Source organism: Mycobacterium shunyiense (assembly GCF_058270075.1).
This window is the reverse complement of record NZ_JBZDPU010000023.1, coordinates 101,135-118,804: the sequence shown is the minus strand read 5'-3', so window position 1 is coordinate 118,804 and position 17,670 is coordinate 101,135. Positions and strand designations below refer to the sequence as shown.

The window sequence follows — 17,670 nt, the reverse complement described above, 5'->3', positions numbered from 1 at the left end:
TTTTGTGAGCCCAGCCGATCGCGACGACGCGTCCCAGTCCCAGGCCGACCTTCCCGAGCAGTTCCGGATTCGTCAGGCCAAGCGGGAACGGCTGCTGGCCGAGGGGCGCGAACCCTATCCGGTGACCGTTCCGCGTACCCACACTCTTGCTGAACTGCGCAGCGCCTATCCGGACCTGACCGCCGACACCCAGACCGGCGTGACGGTCGGTGTCTCGGGCCGGGTGGTGTTCGCGCGCAATTCCGGAAAGTTGTGCTTCGCGACGCTGCAGGAGGGTGACGGTACGCAGCTGCAGGCGATGATCAGCCTGGCCCAGGTGGGCCAGGAGTCACTGGATGCCTGGAAGGCCGATGTGGACCTCGGCGACATCGTGTTCGTTCACGGCGAGGTGATCAGCTCGAAGCGCGGCGAACTCTCGGTGCTGGCCGACTCGTGGCAGATCGCGGCCAAGGCCCTGCGCCCCCTGCCCGTTGCTCATAAAGAGATGAGCGAAGAAGCGCGGGTCCGTCAGCGCTATGTCGATCTGATCGTGCGTCCCGAGGCGCGCAGCATCGCGCGTCAGCGGGTGGCGGTGGTGCGGGCAGTGCGGTCGGCACTGGAACGCCGGGACTTCCTTGAGGTCGAGACGCCCATGCTGCAGACGCTGGCCGGCGGGGCGGCGGCCCGCCCGTTCATTACGCACTCGAATGCGCTCGATGTGGATCTGTACCTGCGTATCGCGCCGGAACTGTTCCTCAAGCGGTGCATCGTCGGCGGATTTGACCGGGTTTTCGAGTTGAATCGGAACTTCCGTAACGAAGGTGTTGATTCCACGCACTCGCCGGAATTCTCGATGTTGGAGACATATCAGGCCTACGGTGACTACAACGATTCCGCAGTAGTCACCCGGGAACTTATTCAAGAAGTTGCCGACGAGGCGATCGGAACCCGTCAAGTGCCATTGCCTGATGGCACTATCTACGATCTGGACGGGCAATGGGACACGTTGGAAATGTATCCTTCGTTGTCCGAGGCTCTGGGTGAGGAGATCACACCGGAGACTTCAGTGGAGTACTTGTGGTCTATTGCCGACCGGCTCGAGGTGGAGATTCCGCGTGACCGCGGCTACGGACACGGGAAATTGGTCGAGGAACTCTGGGAACACACCGTCGGTGAGAAGCTGTGGGCCCCGACGTTCGTCCGCGACTTCCCGGTCGAGACTTCGCCGTTGACCCGCGCCCACCGCAGCATTCCCGGGGTGACCGAGAAATGGGACCTGTACATACGGCGTTTCGAGCTCGCTACCGGATATTCCGAACTCATCGACCCGGTAATCCAGCGGGAACGATTCGAGGCCCAGGCGCGTGCGGCCGCCGCCGGTGATGATGAAGCAATGGTTCTCGACGACGATTTCCTTGCCGCATTGGAGTACGCGATGCCGCCGACCACGGGTACCGGAATGGGTATCGATCGCTTGTTGATGGCGTTGACGGGGTTGTCTATTCGAGAGACGGTTTTGTTCCCGATTGTTCGTCGTCACAGTAACTGAGTCACACAACTGAACTGCCCTGACCGACCCGTTGTTGGAAATGTGCGTGTTTTGTGGCACATTGGGGCGCGGGTGCAGGATACTCAGGCGTAAGTCACCAATGCGTAGGCAGAAGGGTTCGGTGCGGGGTAATGGCTAAGAAAGTGACCGTCACGTTGGTCGACGATTTCGACGGCGAAGCCACCGCCGATGAGACGGTCGAATTCGGGCTCGACGGTGTCACCTACGAGATCGACCTTTCCTCGAAAAACGCGACCAAGCTCCGAAACGATCTGAAGCAGTGGGTGGAGGCCGGCCGCCGGGTCGGCGGGCGTCGGCGTGGACGGGCGGCAGGCCCGGCCCGTGGCCGCGGTGCCATCGATCGCGAGCAGAGCGCCGCCATCCGCGAATGGGCCCGTCGGAACGGCCACAACGTATCGACGCGCGGCCGCATCCCCGCCGATGTCATCGACGCATTCCACGCCGCAACATAGACGACCGCAACGTAACCGATAGTTGCCAGCTCCGGACCGGTGAGAATTCCCGGTCCGGAGTTTTTCGCTAGTGGCGAACCCGAATCAGGCGGTTTGCGGAAACGAATCGTCTACCGGCAGCGTTGCTCATCTGCAGCACTCGATGTGGACAGCTTGTCCTGGGTCCAACCTCCGCACCCGGGACGGCCGCCCATTAGAGTGGACGGTAGGTACTACGTGCGGGCTACGAGAAAACCGATATAACGAAGCCGTACGCGGGTATCGCTACGCGATGGAGAGCAGGTAACCACCGATGTTTGAGAGATTTACCGACCGTGCCCGCAGGGTCGTCGTCCTGGCGCAAGAAGAAGCCCGGATGCTCAACCACAACTACATCGGGACCGAGCACATCCTGTTGGGTCTTATTCACGAGGGCGAGGGCGTAGCCGCCAAGTCGCTGGAGTCGTTGGGCATCTCGCTGGAAGGCGTGCGCAGCCAGGTCGAGGAGATCATCGGCCAGGGGCAGCAGGCACCGTCCGGTCACATCCCCTTCACGCCGCGCGCCAAGAAGGTGCTCGAGCTGTCCCTGCGTGAGGCGCTGCAGCTCGGCCACAACTACATCGGTACCGAGCACATTCTGCTCGGCCTGATCCGTGAGGGCGAGGGCGTCGCCGCGCAGGTGTTGGTCAAGCTCGGCGCCGAGCTGACGCGCGTGCGCCAGCAAGTCATCCAGCTGCTGAGCGGCTACCAGGGCAAGGAAGCCGCCGAGGCCGGTACCGGTGGCCGTGGTGGCGAGTCGGGCAACCCGTCGACCTCTCTGGTCCTCGATCAGTTCGGCCGCAACCTCACCGCCGCCGCGATGGAGGGCAAGCTCGATCCGGTCATCGGCCGTGAGAAGGAAATCGAGCGGGTCATGCAGGTGCTGAGCCGCCGCACCAAGAACAACCCGGTGCTGATCGGCGAGCCCGGCGTCGGCAAGACCGCCGTCGTCGAGGGCCTGGCACAGGCCATCGTGCACGGCGAGGTCCCCGAGACGCTCAAGGACAAGCAGCTCTACACCCTCGACCTGGGGTCGCTGGTGGCCGGCAGCCGCTACCGCGGTGACTTCGAAGAGCGCCTGAAGAAGGTGCTCAAGGAGATCAACACCCGCGGCGACATCATCCTGTTCATCGACGAGCTGCACACGCTCGTCGGTGCGGGTGCCGCCGAGGGCGCGATCGACGCGGCCTCGATCCTGAAGCCGAAGCTGGCCCGTGGCGAGCTGCAGACCATCGGTGCCACCACCCTCGACGAGTACCGCAAGTACATCGAGAAGGACGCCGCCCTGGAGCGCCGGTTCCAGCCGGTCCAGGTGGGTGAGCCGACGGTCGAGCACACCATCGAGATCCTCAAGGGTCTGCGTGACCGCTACGAGGCGCACCACCGCGTCTCGATCACCGACGGTGCGCTGGTGGCCGCGGCCACCCTGGCCGACCGCTACATCAACGACCGGTTCCTGCCGGACAAGGCCATCGACTTGATCGACGAGGCCGGCGCCCGGATGCGTATCCGCCGGATGACCGCTCCGCCAGACCTGCGCGAGTTCGACGAGAAGATCGCCGACGCCCGCCGGGAGAAGGAGTCCGCGATCGACGCGCAGGACTTCGAGAAGGCCGCGAGCCTGCGCGATCGGGAGAAGACCCTGGTCGCTCAGCGCGGTGAGCGTGAGAAGCAGTGGCGCTCAGGCGATCTCGACGTTGTCGCCGAGGTCGATGACGAGCAGATCGCCGAGGTGCTCGGCAACTGGACCGGCATCCCCGTGTTCAAGCTGACCGAGGCCGAGACCACGCGCCTGCTGCGCATGGAGGACGAGCTGCACAAGCGGATCATCGGCCAGGAAGACGCCGTCAAGGCTGTCTCCAAGGCGATCCGCCGTACCCGTGCCGGTCTGAAGGACCCGAAGCGCCCGTCCGGTTCGTTCATCTTCGCCGGCCCGTCCGGTGTCGGTAAGACCGAGCTGTCCAAGGCGCTGGCCAACTTCCTGTTCGGCGACGACGACGCGCTCATCCAGATCGACATGGGTGAGTTCCACGACCGCTTCACCGCGTCGCGGCTGTTCGGTGCCCCTCCGGGCTACGTCGGCTACGAAGAGGGCGGCCAGCTCACCGAGAAGGTGCGCCGTAAGCCGTTCTCGGTCGTGCTGTTCGACGAGATCGAGAAGGCCCACCAGGAGATCTACAACAGCCTGTTGCAGGTTCTGGAAGACGGCCGTCTCACCGACGGTCAGGGCCGCACGGTCGACTTCAAGAACACGGTGCTGATCTTCACCTCCAACCTGGGAACCTCCGACATCAGCAAGGCTGTCGGGCTGGGCTTCTCCCAAGGCGGCGGGGAGAACAACTACGAGCGGATGAAGCAGAAGGTCAACGACGAGCTCAAGAAGCACTTCCGGCCTGAGTTCCTCAACCGCATCGATGACATCATCGTGTTCCACCAGCTGACGCAGGACGAGATCATCCAGATGGTCGACCTGATGATCGGCCGGGTCGGAAACCAGCTCAAGGCCAAGGACATGGCCATGGAGCTGACCGACAAGGCCAAGGCCCTGCTGGCCAAGCGCGGTTTCGATCCGGTGCTCGGTGCCCGCCCGCTGCGGCGCACCATCCAGCGCGAGATCGAGGACCAGCTCTCCGAGAAGATCCTGTTCGACGAGCTCGGCCCCGGCCAGTTGGTGACGGTCGATGTCGAGGGCTGGGACGGCGAAGGTGCCGGGGAGGACGCGAAGTTCACGTTCTCCGGTGCGCCCAAGGCAGCCGGCTCCGACGGCCCGGATCTGGCCAAGGCCGCAGCGACGGCCGAATAGTCGCCTCCGGCGACGAAGCGCAACAAGGTCCAAGACGAAGAATGCCCCCGCCGCAATTGGCGGGGGCATTTTTCATGCCGATTTCATACCTGCCGTAGGGAGAACTCCTGCGCGGTAGTTAGGATGCTGCTGTAATCGACAGGCAAAGGAACTTGGTGAGAATCCAAGACGGCCGCGCCACTGTAAAAGTCAGACCCTGACCTGTCATGACACGGACTGGGACGCGAATTCCCGGAAAGGCACGTAGATGACTTCCACTGACGCACGCAAGGTCCATGCCCGGCCGATCGACCTGTCGGCGACCAAGGCGGTGCTCTGGCTGACCCTGTCGGCGTTCGTCGCCCTGCTGGCCCTCTACTTCGTCGGCATGGATCAGGGTGCGACGTCCGTGTTCGGCAACAACACCTACGTGCACGAGTTCGTGCACGATGCCCGCCACCTGCTCGGTTTCCCCTGCCACTGACGCAGCGGAGATACCGGACAAATGGAAAGACAACTCATCGGGCGCGGCATCCTGGCCGGCGCCCTAGCAGGCGTGCTCGCCTTCCTCTGGGCCAAGCTGCTGATCGAACCGGTCATCGGCCGAGCCATCGACTTCGAGAACGGTGTCGGCGCGGCACATGAGGCCGCCGAACAAGCACACGGTGCGGGCGGGCATTCCCACGGCGGCGAAGGCGCCGAGGTGTTCACCCGCGGCGTGCAGTCGAACATCGGGATGGGTCTTGGTGTTCTGATCTTCAGCGTCGCGATGGGCGCGCTGCTGGCCGTCGTGTTCTGCGTCGTGTATGGCCGGATCAACCTCTCGGCGCGGGCAGTGGCGGCGTTGACCGCCGGCGGCATGCTGGTCTCGCTGTGGATCGTCCCCGCGCTCAAGTACCCGCCCAACCCGCCGGCGGTGAGCCTCGACGAGACGATCAAGCAGCGGACCCTCCTGTACGTGCTGTTGGTCGTGCTCTCGGCGGCGCTGTTCGTGGGCTCGATCCTGCTGACGCGTCGGCTCACGCCGAAGCTGGGGGTGTGGAATGCCAGCCTGGTCGGCGTCGCCGACTACGTGGTGTCGATGGCCGTGGTGTTCCTGATCCTGCCGGGCATCCATGAGACGCCGTCGACGTTCCCCGCCGATGACCTCTACGAGTTCCGGCTGTATTCGCTGGGCACCCAGGTGGTGATCTGGGTGACGATCGGACTGGTGTTCGGTGCCCTGGCAGCGAAGGTGCTGGACGAGAAGAAGCAGTCCGTCAGCGCGTGACTTTCGGTGATTCTCGATGAGTGAGGTCGTCCGGCTGTCGTTGGTGTCGCATGCGATGACCGACGCCATGGCGGCCGGACGATTCCCCAACGACGAACCGCTGAACCAGTTGGGCCATCGGCAGGCCGATGCGACCGTCGACCTCGGTGTCGTCGACGCGGCCTACTGCGCGCCGGAGAAACGGGCCCGGCAGACCGCGGAACTCCTCGGTCTGCCGGCGGCGGTCGAACCCCAGTTGGCCGATCTGGACTTCGGGAGTTGGCGCGGGACCGTTCTGAGCGGTGTCCAGCCTGCGGACCTGGCGGTCTGGCTGACCGACCCGACTCGGGCACCACACGGCGGCGAGTCGGTGGTCGGTCTCGTCCAACGGGTGCACGGCTGGATGGACAGCCTGGCCTCGGCGCGGGGACGGCTGGTGGCCGTCACCCACCCCGCGGTGATCCGCGCGGCCATCCTGGTTGCATTGGATGCACCACCGAAATCGTTCTGGCGCATCGACATCGCGCCGATGAGCCGCACCGTCATGAATTTCCGCGGCCAGGCCTGGACGCTGCGCAACACCGGATGACCGGGCTGCGCAGTAATCCGGTTGCCGGTCAGGTCACTGGGGGTCGAAACTGTCGATGCGCCATTGTCCGTCGACCTTCTTCATGCCCACCCGCACCGCGCTCTGACTGGTGGAGGGGTCCGGGTTGTCCGCGCTGGTGGTGACTTGATTGACGAACACCAAAGCTGCTGCCGTGTCGGGGTTGTCGATGGAGATGACGCCGGACTGCACAACGGTTGCCGTGGTGTTGACGTGCTTCTGCTGCGCGGCGGGGATGACGGACGTTTCCGTGAAGTTCTTGTAGTAGTCGGCGAAGTCGCCGGTGGTGACGGCGAGAGCCGCGGCCACGTCCTGCTCGACGGTGTCGGAGGAGTAGGACAGGATCTTCGTGGTGCTGGTCGCCGCGGCGTCGGTGACGGCCTGTCGTAGATCGGCCTGATCCGCGAGCGCAACCGGTGCCGGGCGACTCTTCACGATCAGCTGAATACCGCCGAACACAGCGAGCGCCGCGATACCAACGGCCAACGCGGCGTTGATGATCCACAGAGCAGTCTGGCGGCCGGTCACGATGCGAACTCGACATTCGAGGCCTTGAAGGCACCGTCGACTTTCTCGACGGTGACGATCAGCCGCCAATTTCGGGGAGCCTGGTCGCCCCCGGAGTCGTTCTTGGGCTGAGCCGTCGCCGCGATGAGAACAACGGCGCCTTCGTCGTGGTAGTCGATGGACTTGAGTGCCACCGACTTGGTGCTCGCAGTCGTCGTCACGCCGGTGGCTTTCAACGTCTGGACGAAAGTGTCACGCGTTTTCGCGAACTGGTCGTGGAACTTTCCGGTCGCGTTGTCCAGGATCCAGCCGACGTCGGCCTCACTTGTCTGCGCACTGATGGACATCATCCGTTCGGTGAACCCCTGGGCGAAGTCGGCATACGGCTTCCACTGCGTCGAGGCAGCAGCCTGAGGTGTGGGACGCGACCATTGCCAGGCGGTGAATCCGCCCGCGCCGGCGAGCAACACGAGAAGCACCAGCATGACCGCCACCGCTGCAGCTGTCCCGCGAGGTGATGCCGCCGGGGCGCCGAACCCTGTTGGGATTCCGGTGGGGACGGCGAAGTGTGTCGGTGCCGCAGCCTGCGACGCGACCGCCGCCGGCATCGTCATCTGATGATGGATCGACTCCGGCGCAGCGAATGCGGCACCGGTGAGTGCCTGCGCAAAATCTGAGCACTTCGGATAGCGGTCGGCGGGGGACTTGGCCAACGCTCGCGCGAAAACGGGGTCCAGTCGGGCCAGCTCCGGCCGGAACTGGGACAAGGGAGGCGGTGCCGCGCTGAGGTGTTTGCCGATCACCACCGCAGGATTGGTGTCGACGAACGGCGGTGCGCCCGCCAAGAGGTGAAACACCGTGGCCGCCAGGGCATATTGGTCGGTCCGGCCGTCGAGCTGCGCGCCCAGCAACTGCTCGGGGGCGGCGTAGGCCACGGTGCCCACCGTGGTGTTGGTTGCGGTCAGTCCGCTGATGTCCCCGGTGCGGCGGGCGATGCCGAAATCGGCGAGCAGGATGCGTTGATCGGCGTGGTCGCTCTCACCGAGCAGAATGTTGGCGGGCTTGACGTCGCGGTGCAACATCCCGTGGCCGTGCGCGTAGTCCAAGGCTGAGGCGACCGCGGTGGCGATCGCCGTCACCTGGACCAGCGGCAGACCCCTGGGATGCGCCCGCGCCAGATTCGCGGCATCCTGGCCGCGAACGTAATCCATCGAGATCCACAGTTGGCCGTCGGCCTCGCCGCGGTCGTGCAGGGCAACGATGTTGGGATGCCACAAGCTCGAAGCCAGTTCGGCTTCTCGGGTGAACCGGTCGCGGTAGCCGGGATCTTGGGAGGCGCTGGCCGGGAGAATCTTCAGGGCCTCGTGGCGCGGCAGGCGCGGGTGCTCGACCAGATAAACCTCGCCCATCCCGCCCGAGCCCAGCGGCTGCACCACTGTGAACCCCGCGAAATTCGACCCCGTCTGCAGCGGCATGCAGCGGATCGTACCGAGCTAGCCCACGGGCGCCATGGCGAATGCCCGCTTGGCAATCTGCAACAACCAGCCCGCTGCCGTCGGGCTACGGAACTTCGGCCAGTTCAGCTGAAAACTGAACACCCACGGCTGCCCGGTGTAGTCGACTGCGTACCAGCTGAACGTCAGATCGCCGGGCAGGTTGCCGCCCTTGGCGCCGATGTACTTCCACTTGTCGGGATCCGGATCGATTCCGGGTAGGGCGGAGAGGATGTCCTTCACCGGCGCGGCTGCACCGTAGGCCGAGGCCTGCAGCGCAGCATGTACCCGGCAGATGTCGGCCGCACTGGCGAACCACTCCAGCCCGTCGTTGGATGCGGGAGTGTGGGTGCGGTACGGATCCGGTTCGTAGGGACGGGCATTGGTCTGCTGGAGCAGCGCGACCCGATCGGCGGGAGAGGCGGTCTTCCACTGGTCGCGGAGATTCGGTTCGCCCCAACCGACCGAGAACACCTCGTGCATGGTCGGGAACGGGGTCATGCTGGCCGGATCGTGGTGTCCCGCGGTCACCAGGGCGCGTTCCACCGCGGCCGGGCCCATCCGGCCGATCAGCAGATCGGTGGCCATGTTGTCGCTGGCCGAGATCATCTGTTGGGCGGCCGTCCGCACCGTGATCTGAGCGCCGGGGGGAAGTTTGTCCAGCCCGGCTGAGCCGAGCTTCTTGCCTTCCTTGGTGATCGTGAGGTGATCGTCCCAACTGAGCGTGCCGGCCTTGACTGCGTCCGAAACCGCAAGCAGTACATACAGTTTGAAGATCGAAGCCAGGGGTAGTGACATGTCGGTGTTGGTGCCGGCGACCTGCTCGCACTTCCCGTTGTTCACTTTGGACACCCGGTAGGAGTAACGCGCGCCGGACTTGGTCAGCTCGGTGTCGATGTCGGACCACTGTTCGATCTTCGGCGGCACCAGGGTGACGTCGAAGCGGTCGACCAGGCCGGCGTCGTTGGTCCGCAGTGCGATGTCCTGGGCCACGTTGTAGGACGTCAGCACATGCAACGTCGCCTGTGTGGCACCGATGTCCACCGAGGTGACCTTGAACGGTCGATCCCACCAGATCGAGTCCATCTTGGTGCCCACCAGATCGACCTTTTCGGGGGCGGCCAGCGTGCGCACGCCGATGGGGCCGATCGGCCAGTCGGAGTTGAGCATGTCCATGGTCTGCTTGGCCCGCAGGCCAGGCGGCGTGATGGTGTCGATGTGCGCGCCGTAGGACACTTCTGCCGCAGGCGCGACGTTGGGCGAACAGCCACAAGCCAGGGCCGCGGCGACCGCCGTGATGGCCGTCAGGCCAACCGTGCGGCGCAGCGTCCGGCCGCGGCTACGCCTGGGCAGCGGGCCCTGCAACGTCCAGCACAACCTCGAACTCCAGCAGTGACGCGCCGGTCGCGACCGGGTTGGCGTGCTCGCCCTTGTGTGCCTCGGCGGCGCGGCCCGTGGCCCATGCCTGGAAGGCTTCCTCGGTCTCCCACTGCGTCACCACGAAGTAGCGGTCTTCGCCCTTGACCGGACGCAGCAGTTGGAAGCCCAGGAATCCGGGCTCGTTGTCGACGGAGTGTGCGCGATTGGCGAAGCGCTTCTCCAGTTCGGGGCCGGCGTTGGGCGGGACCTCGATGGCGTTGATCTTCACGACGGGCATGGTGTTCAGGCTACCGTGGCTGCCCGGCAAGATAACGGGATGGTCACAGATCTACTCACCCACCGAGGAGGGCGCGGCGAGCCCATCGTGCTGGTACACGGCCTGATGGGCCGCGGCAGCACCTGGTCACGCCAATTGCCGTGGTTGACCGGGTTGGGTGAGGTCTACACGTACGACGCTCCGTGGCACCGCGGGCGCGATGTGGTCGATCCTCATCCGATCAGCACCGAGCGTTTCGTCGCGGATCTCGGTGATGCCGTGGCGGTCCTCGGGCGGCCGGTGATGATGGTGGGGCACTCCATGGGCGCGTTGCATTCGTGGTGTCTGGCCGCGGCCCGGCCGGAACTGGTCAAGGCAGTGGTGGTCGAGGACATGGCCCCCGATTTCCGTGGCCGCACCACCGGGCCGTGGGAGCCGTGGGTGCATGCGCTCCCGGTCGAGTTCGCCTCGGCGCAAGAGGTTTACGACGAGTTCGGACCCGTCGCAGGTCAGTACTTTCTCGAGGCTTTCGACCGGACGGCCACCGGCTGGCGGCTGCACGGGTACCCGCAGTGGTGGCTGGACATCGCCGCCCAGTGGGGAACGCGGGACTACTGGCAGCAGTGGCGGGAAGTAAAGGTGCCGACGTTGCTGATGGAGGCGGAGAATTCGGTGGCGCCGCCGGGGCAGATGCGTCAGATGGCCGAAACCGGCCAGGGCGCAAGGTATCTGTACGTTCCCGGCGCGGGTCATCTGATCCATGACGATGCACCCGAGGTGTACCGAGACGCCGTGACCGGCTTCCTAACGACGCTCGCCTAGGGCCCCAGCGCTCGGCCACGACGGCTGGTGCTCGAAGCGGCTGCGGATCGCATCGAGGTCGTGGCCCGCGCGGTAGGTCTCGTAGTCGGGCTGGTTGAGGTCGAACAGATCCAGGCGGAAGCGCAGGACATTGCTGCGCCGTGCCGCCCAGCTCACCGCGGCGGCGACCGCGAAGGGTGAGATCAGGATGATCAGGGCAAGTGCAACAGTCATGGCAGTAATTGTTGTGAGGAATATATACCGCCAACAGTGGCAGCGCTGACACCTTACGATAAAATGCTGCCATGCTGAGAAGCGTCTCCACGCTGGTGCTCGACGGCCTGGCGGTATTCGAGTTCGGGGTCATCTGCGAGGTCTTCGGGATCGATCGGTCCGGCGACGGGGTGCCGAACTTCGACTTCAAGGTGTGCGGGCCCGAGGCGGGCAAGCCGCTACGGACATCCGTCGGCGCCACGCTGACGCCGGAATACGGCCTGGAGGCACTTCAAGGTGCCGACCTGGTTGCGATCCCCGCGATCGGCGGCTCGGATTACCTGCCCGAGGCGCTGGAGGCCGTGCGTGCCGCGGCCGACGCGGGATCGATCATCCTGACCGTGTGCTCGGGTGCTTTCCTGGCCGGCGCCGCGGGCCTGCTGGACGGCAGGCCGTGCACCACGCACTGGATGCACGCCGATGAGCTGGCGCGCAGGTATCCGACCGCGCGGGTGGATCGCAACGTGCTGTTCGTCGACGACGGCAATCTGATCACCAGCGCGGGGACCGCAGCGGGTATCGATGCCTGTCTGCATCTTGTTCGCCGCGAGCTCGGTAGTGAGGTGACCAACAAGATCGCCCGGCGCATGGTCGTGCCGCCGCAGCGCGATGGCGGGCAGCGCCAGTTCATCGATCAGCCGATTCCGGTGAGGTGTTCGGAAAGCTTTGCACCGCACCTGGATTGGATCATGGGTAATCTGGACAAGCCGCATACCGTGACGACGCTGGCCAGACGGTCCGCGATGTCCACCCGCACCTTCGCCCGCAGGTTCGTCGAGGAGACCGGCACCACGCCGATGCAGTGGATCACCGATCAGCGGGTGCTGTACGCGCGGCGGCTGCTCGAAGAGTCCGATCTGGATATCGACAGGATCGCCGGGCAGGCCGGGTTCGGCACCGCGACGTTGCTGCGCCATCACTTCCGTCGGGTGATCGGGGTGACACCGTCCGACTATCGACGCCAATTCTCCTGCAGTGCAGACGAAGACGCCGTCACGGCGTGAGGTATCAGCCGTCGGGCTGGCACGACACGTTGACGTAGACGGTCGTGTGCTGGGACGGGTCGATCCGGTATCCGTTGTCGTCGATGTTGGAGTCGGCCAGTCCGTGCACCCCGGTGACCCGGCAGTTCGACAGGCCCGTGTTGGCGTTGGAGTTCACCTGCACGTGATAGCCCCGGCTCTCCAGATCGCGCACGGTGTCGGAAGCCGAACCCGTGCCCGACGGTGCGGCGGTGGCCGGTGCCGCCAGGCCGAGGGCGAGGCCCATGGCCGTACACGCAAACATCGCTGAGATTTTGCTTGACATAGATCCGTTCTATGTGAAGCGAAGCCCCAATGGTGTGCTGCGGCAGGTATTCATGCTGACCTCATGTATTTCCACCTTCGCCGGCGAGAGCGAAGAGCCCGTCGTCGGTCTGCTCCACCAGACCGTCCACCAGCAATGAGTCCAGTGCGCGGTCTCGTTGGGCGGTGTCGGTGAGCCAGGCCACGTCGAGTTGAGCCCGGGTCACCGGAGAACTGCTGGCGCGCAAGACATCCAGCAGCTTGCCGCGCACCTGGCGGTCGGTTCCGGCGTAACGCTGCACGCGCTTGGTGACTGTTCCGGCCGGGTAACCCGCAGCGCGCCAACGACATCGGCTCAACGGACAGCCGCCGCATTGCGGCGCGCGTGCGGTGCACACCACCGCGCCCAATTCCATCAGGGCGGCCGAGAAGACCGGCGCTGTCTCGTCGGGCGGCAGCAGTGCGGCCACGTCGTCCAGGTCGCGGGCTCGAGCGGGTGCGTCCGCCTGACCGTGGAGCACCCGGGTGACCACCCGGCGCACATTGGTGTCGACCACCGGGACGCCGGCCGAATACGCGAAGCAGGCGACGGCGCGGGCCGTATAGGCGCCGACGCCGGGCAGGGTCAGCAGCGTCTCGACGTCGCTGGGTACCTCGTCGTCGTATTCGCCCGCGATCACCACCGCACACTCGTGCAGACGCTTGGCCCGCCGCGGATAACCCAGCTTGCCCCAGGCGCGCAGCACCTCGGCCGACCCGGCGGCTGCGGTGGCCGACGGCGTGGGCCACCGTTCGATCCAGGCCAGCCAGATGGGCTCTACCCGCGACACCGGCGTCTGCTGCAGCATGAATTCACTGACCAAGATCTGCCAGGCGGTGACACCCGGCCGGCGCCAGGGAAGGTCACGCTGGGCGGATTCATACCAACCTACTAATTCGCCCGGGTCGATGCTCATCGGCGGCTCATGCAGAATGACTGATATGCCCAACTCGAACCCTGTGTCCGCATGGAAAGCACTCAAGGACGGTAACGCCCGCTTCGTCGCCGGCGAACCGCAGCATCCCAGCCAGGACATCGCGCGCCGGGCCAGCCTGGCTCACGGGCAGAAGCCGACTGCCGTCGTGTTCGGCTGTGGTGACAGCCGCGTCGCCGCTGAGCTGCTGTTCGACCAGGGCCTGGGCGACATGTTCGTGGTGCGTACCGCGGGCCACGTGCTGGACAACGCGGTGCTGGGTTCGATCGAATACGCGGTGTCGATCCTGAACGTGCCGCTGATCGTGGTCCTTGGGCACGACAGCTGCGGCGCGGTGAAGGCTGCCATCAACGCCCTCGACGAGGGGCAGGTGCCCGGCGGTTACGTGCGCGACATCGTCGAGCGCGTGACCCCGTCGATCCTGATGGGCCGCCATTCCGGTCTGACCCGCGTCGACGAGTTCGAGGCCTTCCACGTCAAGGAGACGGTCAACCAGCTGCAGATGCGGTCGGCCGCGATCTCCAACGGTCTCGCCGCGGGCACCCAGGCCATTGTCGGCGCGACGTACCACCTGTCCGACGGACACGTGGAACTGCGCAGCCATCTGGGCAACATCGGCGAAGCCTGAGAATTTCGCTGGCGCCCCGACACGCCGGGGCGCCTCGGGCAACTGGGTATGACCTGGGCTTACCGTGAAAGCCGTGTTGGATCTCGAACCTCATGGGCCACTGCCCTCGCAGATTTACTGGCGGCGCCGGGCGCTGGCCATCGGAATCGCGGTAGTCGTCGTGGGGATCATCGCCGCGATCGTCGCGGTGATCGTGACCAGCAGCTCCGGAGCCGAGACCAAGTCTGCCGACGAACCCACTGCCGCCGCTGCTCCGCCCACGCCGCTGCCGGGCGAGAATCCCGAGGTCAAGACCCCGGTGGTGCCTCCGGCTCAGCATGCGCCGCCGCCGACCGTCACACCAACGGCCGCCGTCACGCCGCCACCCTTGCTCAAGGAGGGCGACGACTGCCCGGATTCCACACTGGCGGTCAAGGGCATCACGAGCCAGCCCCAGTACGTCGTGGGCGAGCAGCCGAAGTTCACCATGGTCGTCACCAACATCGGCCTGGTGGCCTGCAAGCGTGACGTCGGTGCCGCGGTGCTGGCCGCCTACGTGTACGCGCTGGACAACAACCGGCTCTGGTCCAACCTGGACTGCGCTCCGTCCAACGAGACGCTGGTGAAGACGTTCAACCCGGGGGAGCAGGTGACCACCGAGGTCACCTGGACGGGTATGGGATCGGCGCCGCAGTGCCCGATGCCGCGTCAGCCGATCGGACCGGGCACCTACAACCTGATGGTGCAGCTGGGCAATCTCAGATCGGCTCCGGTGCCGTTCATCCTGGCCCAACCCAATCCGCAGCTGCCCGGGCCGCCCGCCGAGGGCGTACCGCCGGCTGACCCGGCCGCACCGGGTAACTGACTCAGGCCAGCCGGTCGGCGATCGTCGACTCGGCCAGCAGCGACAGACCCTCGCGGATGTGCCGCGCCCACATCGACCCGATGCCGTCCACCGACTGAAGGTCGTCGGCACTGGCTGCCAGCAGTCCTTGCAGTGAGCCGAACGAGCGGACGAGCAGATCGACGTGGGCGAACTGCAGTCGCGGGATGCCGGCCATCGCGCGGTAGCCGCGCGAGCTCATCGCCGAGTCCTGTGCCTCAGAGGTCGACGGGTACCCGAAAACCCTTGCCAGCGTAGTGAAGTCGAGCAGCTCACTGTCGGTCAGCGCGTCGAGCTCATCGAGGGTCGCGCCCACTTGCGCGGCCGTCGGCGGGTCCGGCAGAGCGTGGTAGTCCCGCACGATCAGCTCGCGTGCGGCCTCGTTGTCGCCGACGAGTTCGTCGAGCTGCAGTTTGAGCTGGCGCCCGTCGGTGCCGAGTTCGACGACGTCGGCGTCGATCTCCAGGCTGATCCGGCGCACCATCTCCAGCCGCTGCACCACGGTCATGACGTCACGCAGTGTCACGAAGTCCTCGATCTCGGCGGTGGACAGCTGCTTGCTGACCTCGTCGAGCCGACCCTTGTAGCGCTCCAGTGTGTTGATGGTCTGGTTGGCCCGCGACAGGATCGTCGCGGAGTCGGGCACCACATGGCGCTCGCCGGCGACATACACCGTCACGATGCTCATCGAATGGCTCACCGAGATCACCGGATATCCGGTCTGGATCGCGGTGCGCTCGGCCGAGCGGTGCCGGGTACCGGATTCGTCGGTGGGGATCGACGGGTCCGGCACCAGCTGCACGTTGGCCCGCACGATGCGGCCCCCGTCGCTAGACAGCACCACCGCGCCGTCCATCTTGGACAACTCGCGCAGGCGGGTAGGTGCGTAGCGCACGTCCAGGGCGAACCCGCCGTCGCAGATGGCCTCCACGCTGTCGTCGTAGCCGAGCACGATCAGCGCGCCCGTCTTGCCGCGCAGGATGCGTTCCAGCCCGTCGCGCAGCGGCGTTCCGGGCGCCAGCCGGCCGAGGGTTTCCCGTAGCGTCGGCCGCGCCAGATGCACGACGGTGCGGCTGGTGCGAGCACCGGAGTTCACGGCCATCAATTCTCCTAGGGTCGGCCGCTATTGTCCGCGATGTTCCTGATTGCTGGCAATTGCGATCTCCCTGAGTGCCCGCAGGGCTGCCCCGATGTGGTCGACGGTGATGACGCGCAGTCCAGCGGGTGCGCTGGTGACCCCGGGCGGGACGACGGCAATCGTGAAACCCAGCCGGGCGGCCTCGGCCAGTCTGCGGTCCATGCCGGTGACCCGGCGCAGATCGCCGACGAGTCCGACCTCGCCGATCACCACCGCATTCATCGGCAGTGCGATGTCGAGATAGGCCGAGGTGATGGCCAATGCCACGGCCAGGTCCGAGGACGGATCGGTCAGCCGCATGCCGCCGACGGTGGACACGTACAGGTCGTGGCCGCCGATCGGCAGCGCGCAGCGGGTCTGGAGCACCGCGCTGATCATCGCGGCGCGGGCGGAGTCGATACCGCTGACCGCGCGCCGCGGCGGGCCCACCGGTTGTACGGCCAGCGCCTGCACCTCACCGATCATCGGGCGCTTGCCGTCCAGGGTGACGGTGACGGCGGTGCCGGGAACTGCCGCCGGGCGTTGGTCGAGGAACAGCCCGGACGGATCGCTGACACACTCGATTCCGTTGTCGTGCATCTGAAAACAGCCGACCTCGTCGGCGGCGCCGAACCGGTTCTTGACCCCACGAACCATGCGCAGGTTCGACGTGTGATCACCTTCGAAATGCAGTACCACGTCGACCAGATGCTCAAGGGAACGCGGGCCTGCGATGGCGCCGTCCTTGGTCACGTGCCCGACCAGGATCATGGCCACCGCCGGGTCTCCGACCGCGGTTTTGGCGTAGCCGGTCAGCGCTGTGGTCACCGCTCGCACCTGGGTCACCCCACCGGTCACGCCGTCGGCTTCGGTGGTGGACATGGTCTGCACCGAATCGACGATCACCAGGCTGGGCTTGACCTCATCGATGTGGCCGAGCGCGATCTGGAGGTCGGATTCGCCTGCGAGATAGACGTTGTCGTGGGTGCAGCCGGTGCGTTCGGCGCGCAGCCGGATCTGGCCCGCGGATTCCTCGCCGGACAGGTAGAGGGCGCGGCGGCCGGTGTGGGCCCAGCGGTTGGCCACCTCGAGGAGGAGTGTGGACTTGCCGACACCGGGTTCCCCGGCCAGCAACGTGACCGAACCGGCCACCAGGCCGCCGCCGAGAACCCGGTCCAGTTCGGTGACTCCGGTCGCGTAATGCCGGGTGATACCGGGGTCGATCGACGTGATCGGAACCGCGGGCGACGTCGGTGCCACCGAACGGCGGACAGAGCTGCCCACCGACGCGAGTGTCGCTACTTCGTCGACCGTTCCCCACGTGCCGCAATTAGCGCAGCGCCCCACCCATTTGGGCGTGGCGTGCTGACATTCCGAGCAGCGGTATTGCGAACGTATTTTCGAAGCGGCCACGCCGTGACAGTAACGGCAACCCC

General features: G+C 65.9%; 19 protein-coding genes. 10 read left to right on the top strand and 9 right to left on the bottom strand.

Features of this window, described 5'->3' with window-relative positions:
• Positions 1–4 precede the first annotated feature (4 nt).
• The 6 genes from lysS (at position 5) to AC4ELH_RS25265 (ending at position 6,639) form a co-directional block, all read left to right on the top strand.
• Entirely contained in the window at positions 5–1,528 is a 1,524-nt protein-coding gene (gene lysS, locus AC4ELH_RS25290; RefSeq protein ID WP_463806264.1) for a lysine--tRNA ligase, read from the top strand.
• A gap of 131 nt (positions 1,529–1,659) precedes the next feature.
• Positions 1,660–2,001 carry a histone-like nucleoid-structuring protein Lsr2 gene (lsr2, locus tag AC4ELH_RS25285; protein WP_036442478.1) on the top strand — a complete coding sequence of 114 codons (342 nt, stop codon included), beginning with the start codon at positions 1,660–1,662 and terminating at the stop codon, positions 1,999–2,001.
• A 292-nt stretch (positions 2,002–2,293) separates the two neighbouring features.
• Positions 2,294–4,822, top strand: a complete 2,529-nt coding sequence (gene clpC1 / locus AC4ELH_RS25280) for an ATP-dependent protease ATP-binding subunit ClpC (protein ID WP_498887480.1) — start codon at positions 2,294–2,296, stop codon at positions 4,820–4,822.
• Between the two features lie 247 nt (positions 4,823–5,069).
• The gene (locus AC4ELH_RS25275; RefSeq protein WP_064883931.1) at positions 5,070–5,285 is read left to right on the top strand and encodes a CbtB domain-containing protein; all 216 of its coding nucleotides are present in this window, start codon (positions 5,070–5,072) and stop codon (positions 5,283–5,285) included.
• A 21-nt stretch (positions 5,286–5,306) separates the two neighbouring features.
• Entirely contained in the window at positions 5,307–6,071 is a 765-nt protein-coding gene (locus AC4ELH_RS25270; protein WP_498887477.1) for a CbtA family protein, read from the top strand.
• Between the two features lie 16 nt (positions 6,072–6,087).
• Entirely contained in the window at positions 6,088–6,639 is a 552-nt protein-coding gene (locus tag AC4ELH_RS25265; RefSeq protein WP_064883927.1) for a histidine phosphatase family protein, read from the top strand.
• Positions 6,640–6,672: 33 nt separating this feature from the next.
• Here the strand turns inward: AC4ELH_RS25265 and AC4ELH_RS25260 are convergent, their stop codons facing one another.
• From AC4ELH_RS25260 to AC4ELH_RS25245, 4 genes are read right to left on the bottom strand one after another with little or no spacing between them, the layout of a single operon-like run.
• Positions 6,673–7,185 carry a hypothetical protein gene (locus AC4ELH_RS25260; RefSeq protein WP_448445430.1) on the bottom strand — a complete coding sequence of 171 codons (513 nt, stop codon included), beginning with the start codon at positions 7,183–7,185 and terminating at the stop codon, positions 6,673–6,675.
• Positions 7,182–8,639 carry a serine/threonine-protein kinase gene (locus AC4ELH_RS25255; protein ID WP_498887474.1) on the bottom strand — a complete coding sequence of 486 codons (1,458 nt, stop codon included), beginning with the start codon at positions 8,637–8,639 and terminating at the stop codon, positions 7,182–7,184. Before AC4ELH_RS25255 ends, AC4ELH_RS25260 begins: the two co-directional genes overlap by 4 nt.
• A gap of 18 nt (positions 8,640–8,657) precedes the next feature.
• A complete protein-coding gene (locus AC4ELH_RS25250; protein WP_207549087.1) occupies positions 8,658–10,022 on the bottom strand; it encodes a serine hydrolase in 1,365 nt (454 codons plus the stop codon).
• Positions 9,997–10,314 carry an antibiotic biosynthesis monooxygenase family protein gene (locus tag AC4ELH_RS25245; RefSeq protein WP_448445434.1) on the bottom strand — a complete coding sequence of 106 codons (318 nt, stop codon included), beginning with the start codon at positions 10,312–10,314 and terminating at the stop codon, positions 9,997–9,999. Before AC4ELH_RS25245 ends, AC4ELH_RS25250 begins: the two co-directional genes overlap by 26 nt.
• 39 nt (positions 10,315–10,353) lie before the next feature.
• Here AC4ELH_RS25245 and AC4ELH_RS25240 point away from each other — a divergent pair, with 39 nt between their 5' ends.
• Positions 10,354–11,115 carry an alpha/beta fold hydrolase gene (locus tag AC4ELH_RS25240; protein ID WP_498887471.1) on the top strand — a complete coding sequence of 254 codons (762 nt, stop codon included), beginning with the start codon at positions 10,354–10,356 and terminating at the stop codon, positions 11,113–11,115.
• Here AC4ELH_RS25240 and AC4ELH_RS25235 read toward each other — a convergent pair.
• Positions 11,098–11,328 carry a hypothetical protein gene (locus AC4ELH_RS25235; RefSeq protein ID WP_064883919.1) on the bottom strand — a complete coding sequence of 77 codons (231 nt, stop codon included), beginning with the start codon at positions 11,326–11,328 and terminating at the stop codon, positions 11,098–11,100. The genes AC4ELH_RS25240 and AC4ELH_RS25235 overlap by 18 nt on opposite strands.
• Before the next feature lie 71 nt (positions 11,329–11,399).
• On the opposite strand from AC4ELH_RS25235, the gene AC4ELH_RS25230 reads away from it, so the two are divergent.
• Positions 11,400–12,371, top strand: coding sequence for a helix-turn-helix domain-containing protein (locus tag AC4ELH_RS25230; protein WP_064958127.1), 972 nt, complete (start codon positions 11,400–11,402; stop codon positions 12,369–12,371).
• 4 nt (positions 12,372–12,375) lie between these two features.
• Here AC4ELH_RS25230 and AC4ELH_RS25225 read toward each other — a convergent pair whose 3' ends face one another.
• Together AC4ELH_RS25225 and AC4ELH_RS25220 are read right to left on the bottom strand one after the other, a co-directional pair.
• Positions 12,376–12,654, bottom strand: a complete 279-nt coding sequence (locus AC4ELH_RS25225; protein WP_498887469.1) for a hypothetical protein — start codon at positions 12,652–12,654, stop codon at positions 12,376–12,378.
• 82 nt (positions 12,655–12,736) lie between these two features.
• Positions 12,737–13,609 carry an HhH-GPD family protein gene (locus tag AC4ELH_RS25220; protein ID WP_448445441.1) on the bottom strand — a complete coding sequence of 291 codons (873 nt, stop codon included), beginning with the start codon at positions 13,607–13,609 and terminating at the stop codon, positions 12,737–12,739.
• A 25-nt stretch (positions 13,610–13,634) separates the two neighbouring features.
• Here AC4ELH_RS25220 and AC4ELH_RS25215 point away from each other — a divergent pair, with 25 nt between their 5' ends.
• Both AC4ELH_RS25215 and AC4ELH_RS25210 read left to right on the top strand, forming a co-directional pair.
• Positions 13,635–14,255, top strand: coding sequence for a carbonic anhydrase (locus tag AC4ELH_RS25215; protein WP_064958125.1), 621 nt, complete (start codon positions 13,635–13,637; stop codon positions 14,253–14,255).
• A gap of 73 nt (positions 14,256–14,328) precedes the next feature.
• Positions 14,329–15,099, top strand: a complete 771-nt coding sequence (locus AC4ELH_RS25210; RefSeq protein WP_498887466.1) for a hypothetical protein — start codon at positions 14,329–14,331, stop codon at positions 15,097–15,099.
• 1 nt (position 15,100) lies between these two features.
• On the opposite strand, the gene disA is transcribed toward AC4ELH_RS25210, so the two are convergent.
• Positions 15,101–16,180 (bottom strand): DNA integrity scanning diadenylate cyclase DisA, encoded by a 1,080-nt coding sequence (gene disA / locus AC4ELH_RS25205; protein ID WP_498887620.1) that lies wholly within the window; start codon positions 16,178–16,180, stop codon positions 15,101–15,103.
• A 60-nt stretch (positions 16,181–16,240) separates the two neighbouring features.
• The gene (gene radA, locus AC4ELH_RS25200) at positions 16,241–17,647 is read right to left on the bottom strand and encodes a DNA repair protein RadA (protein WP_498887464.1); all 1,407 of its coding nucleotides are present in this window, start codon (positions 17,645–17,647) and stop codon (positions 16,241–16,243) included.
• Positions 17,648–17,670 lie beyond the last annotated feature (23 nt).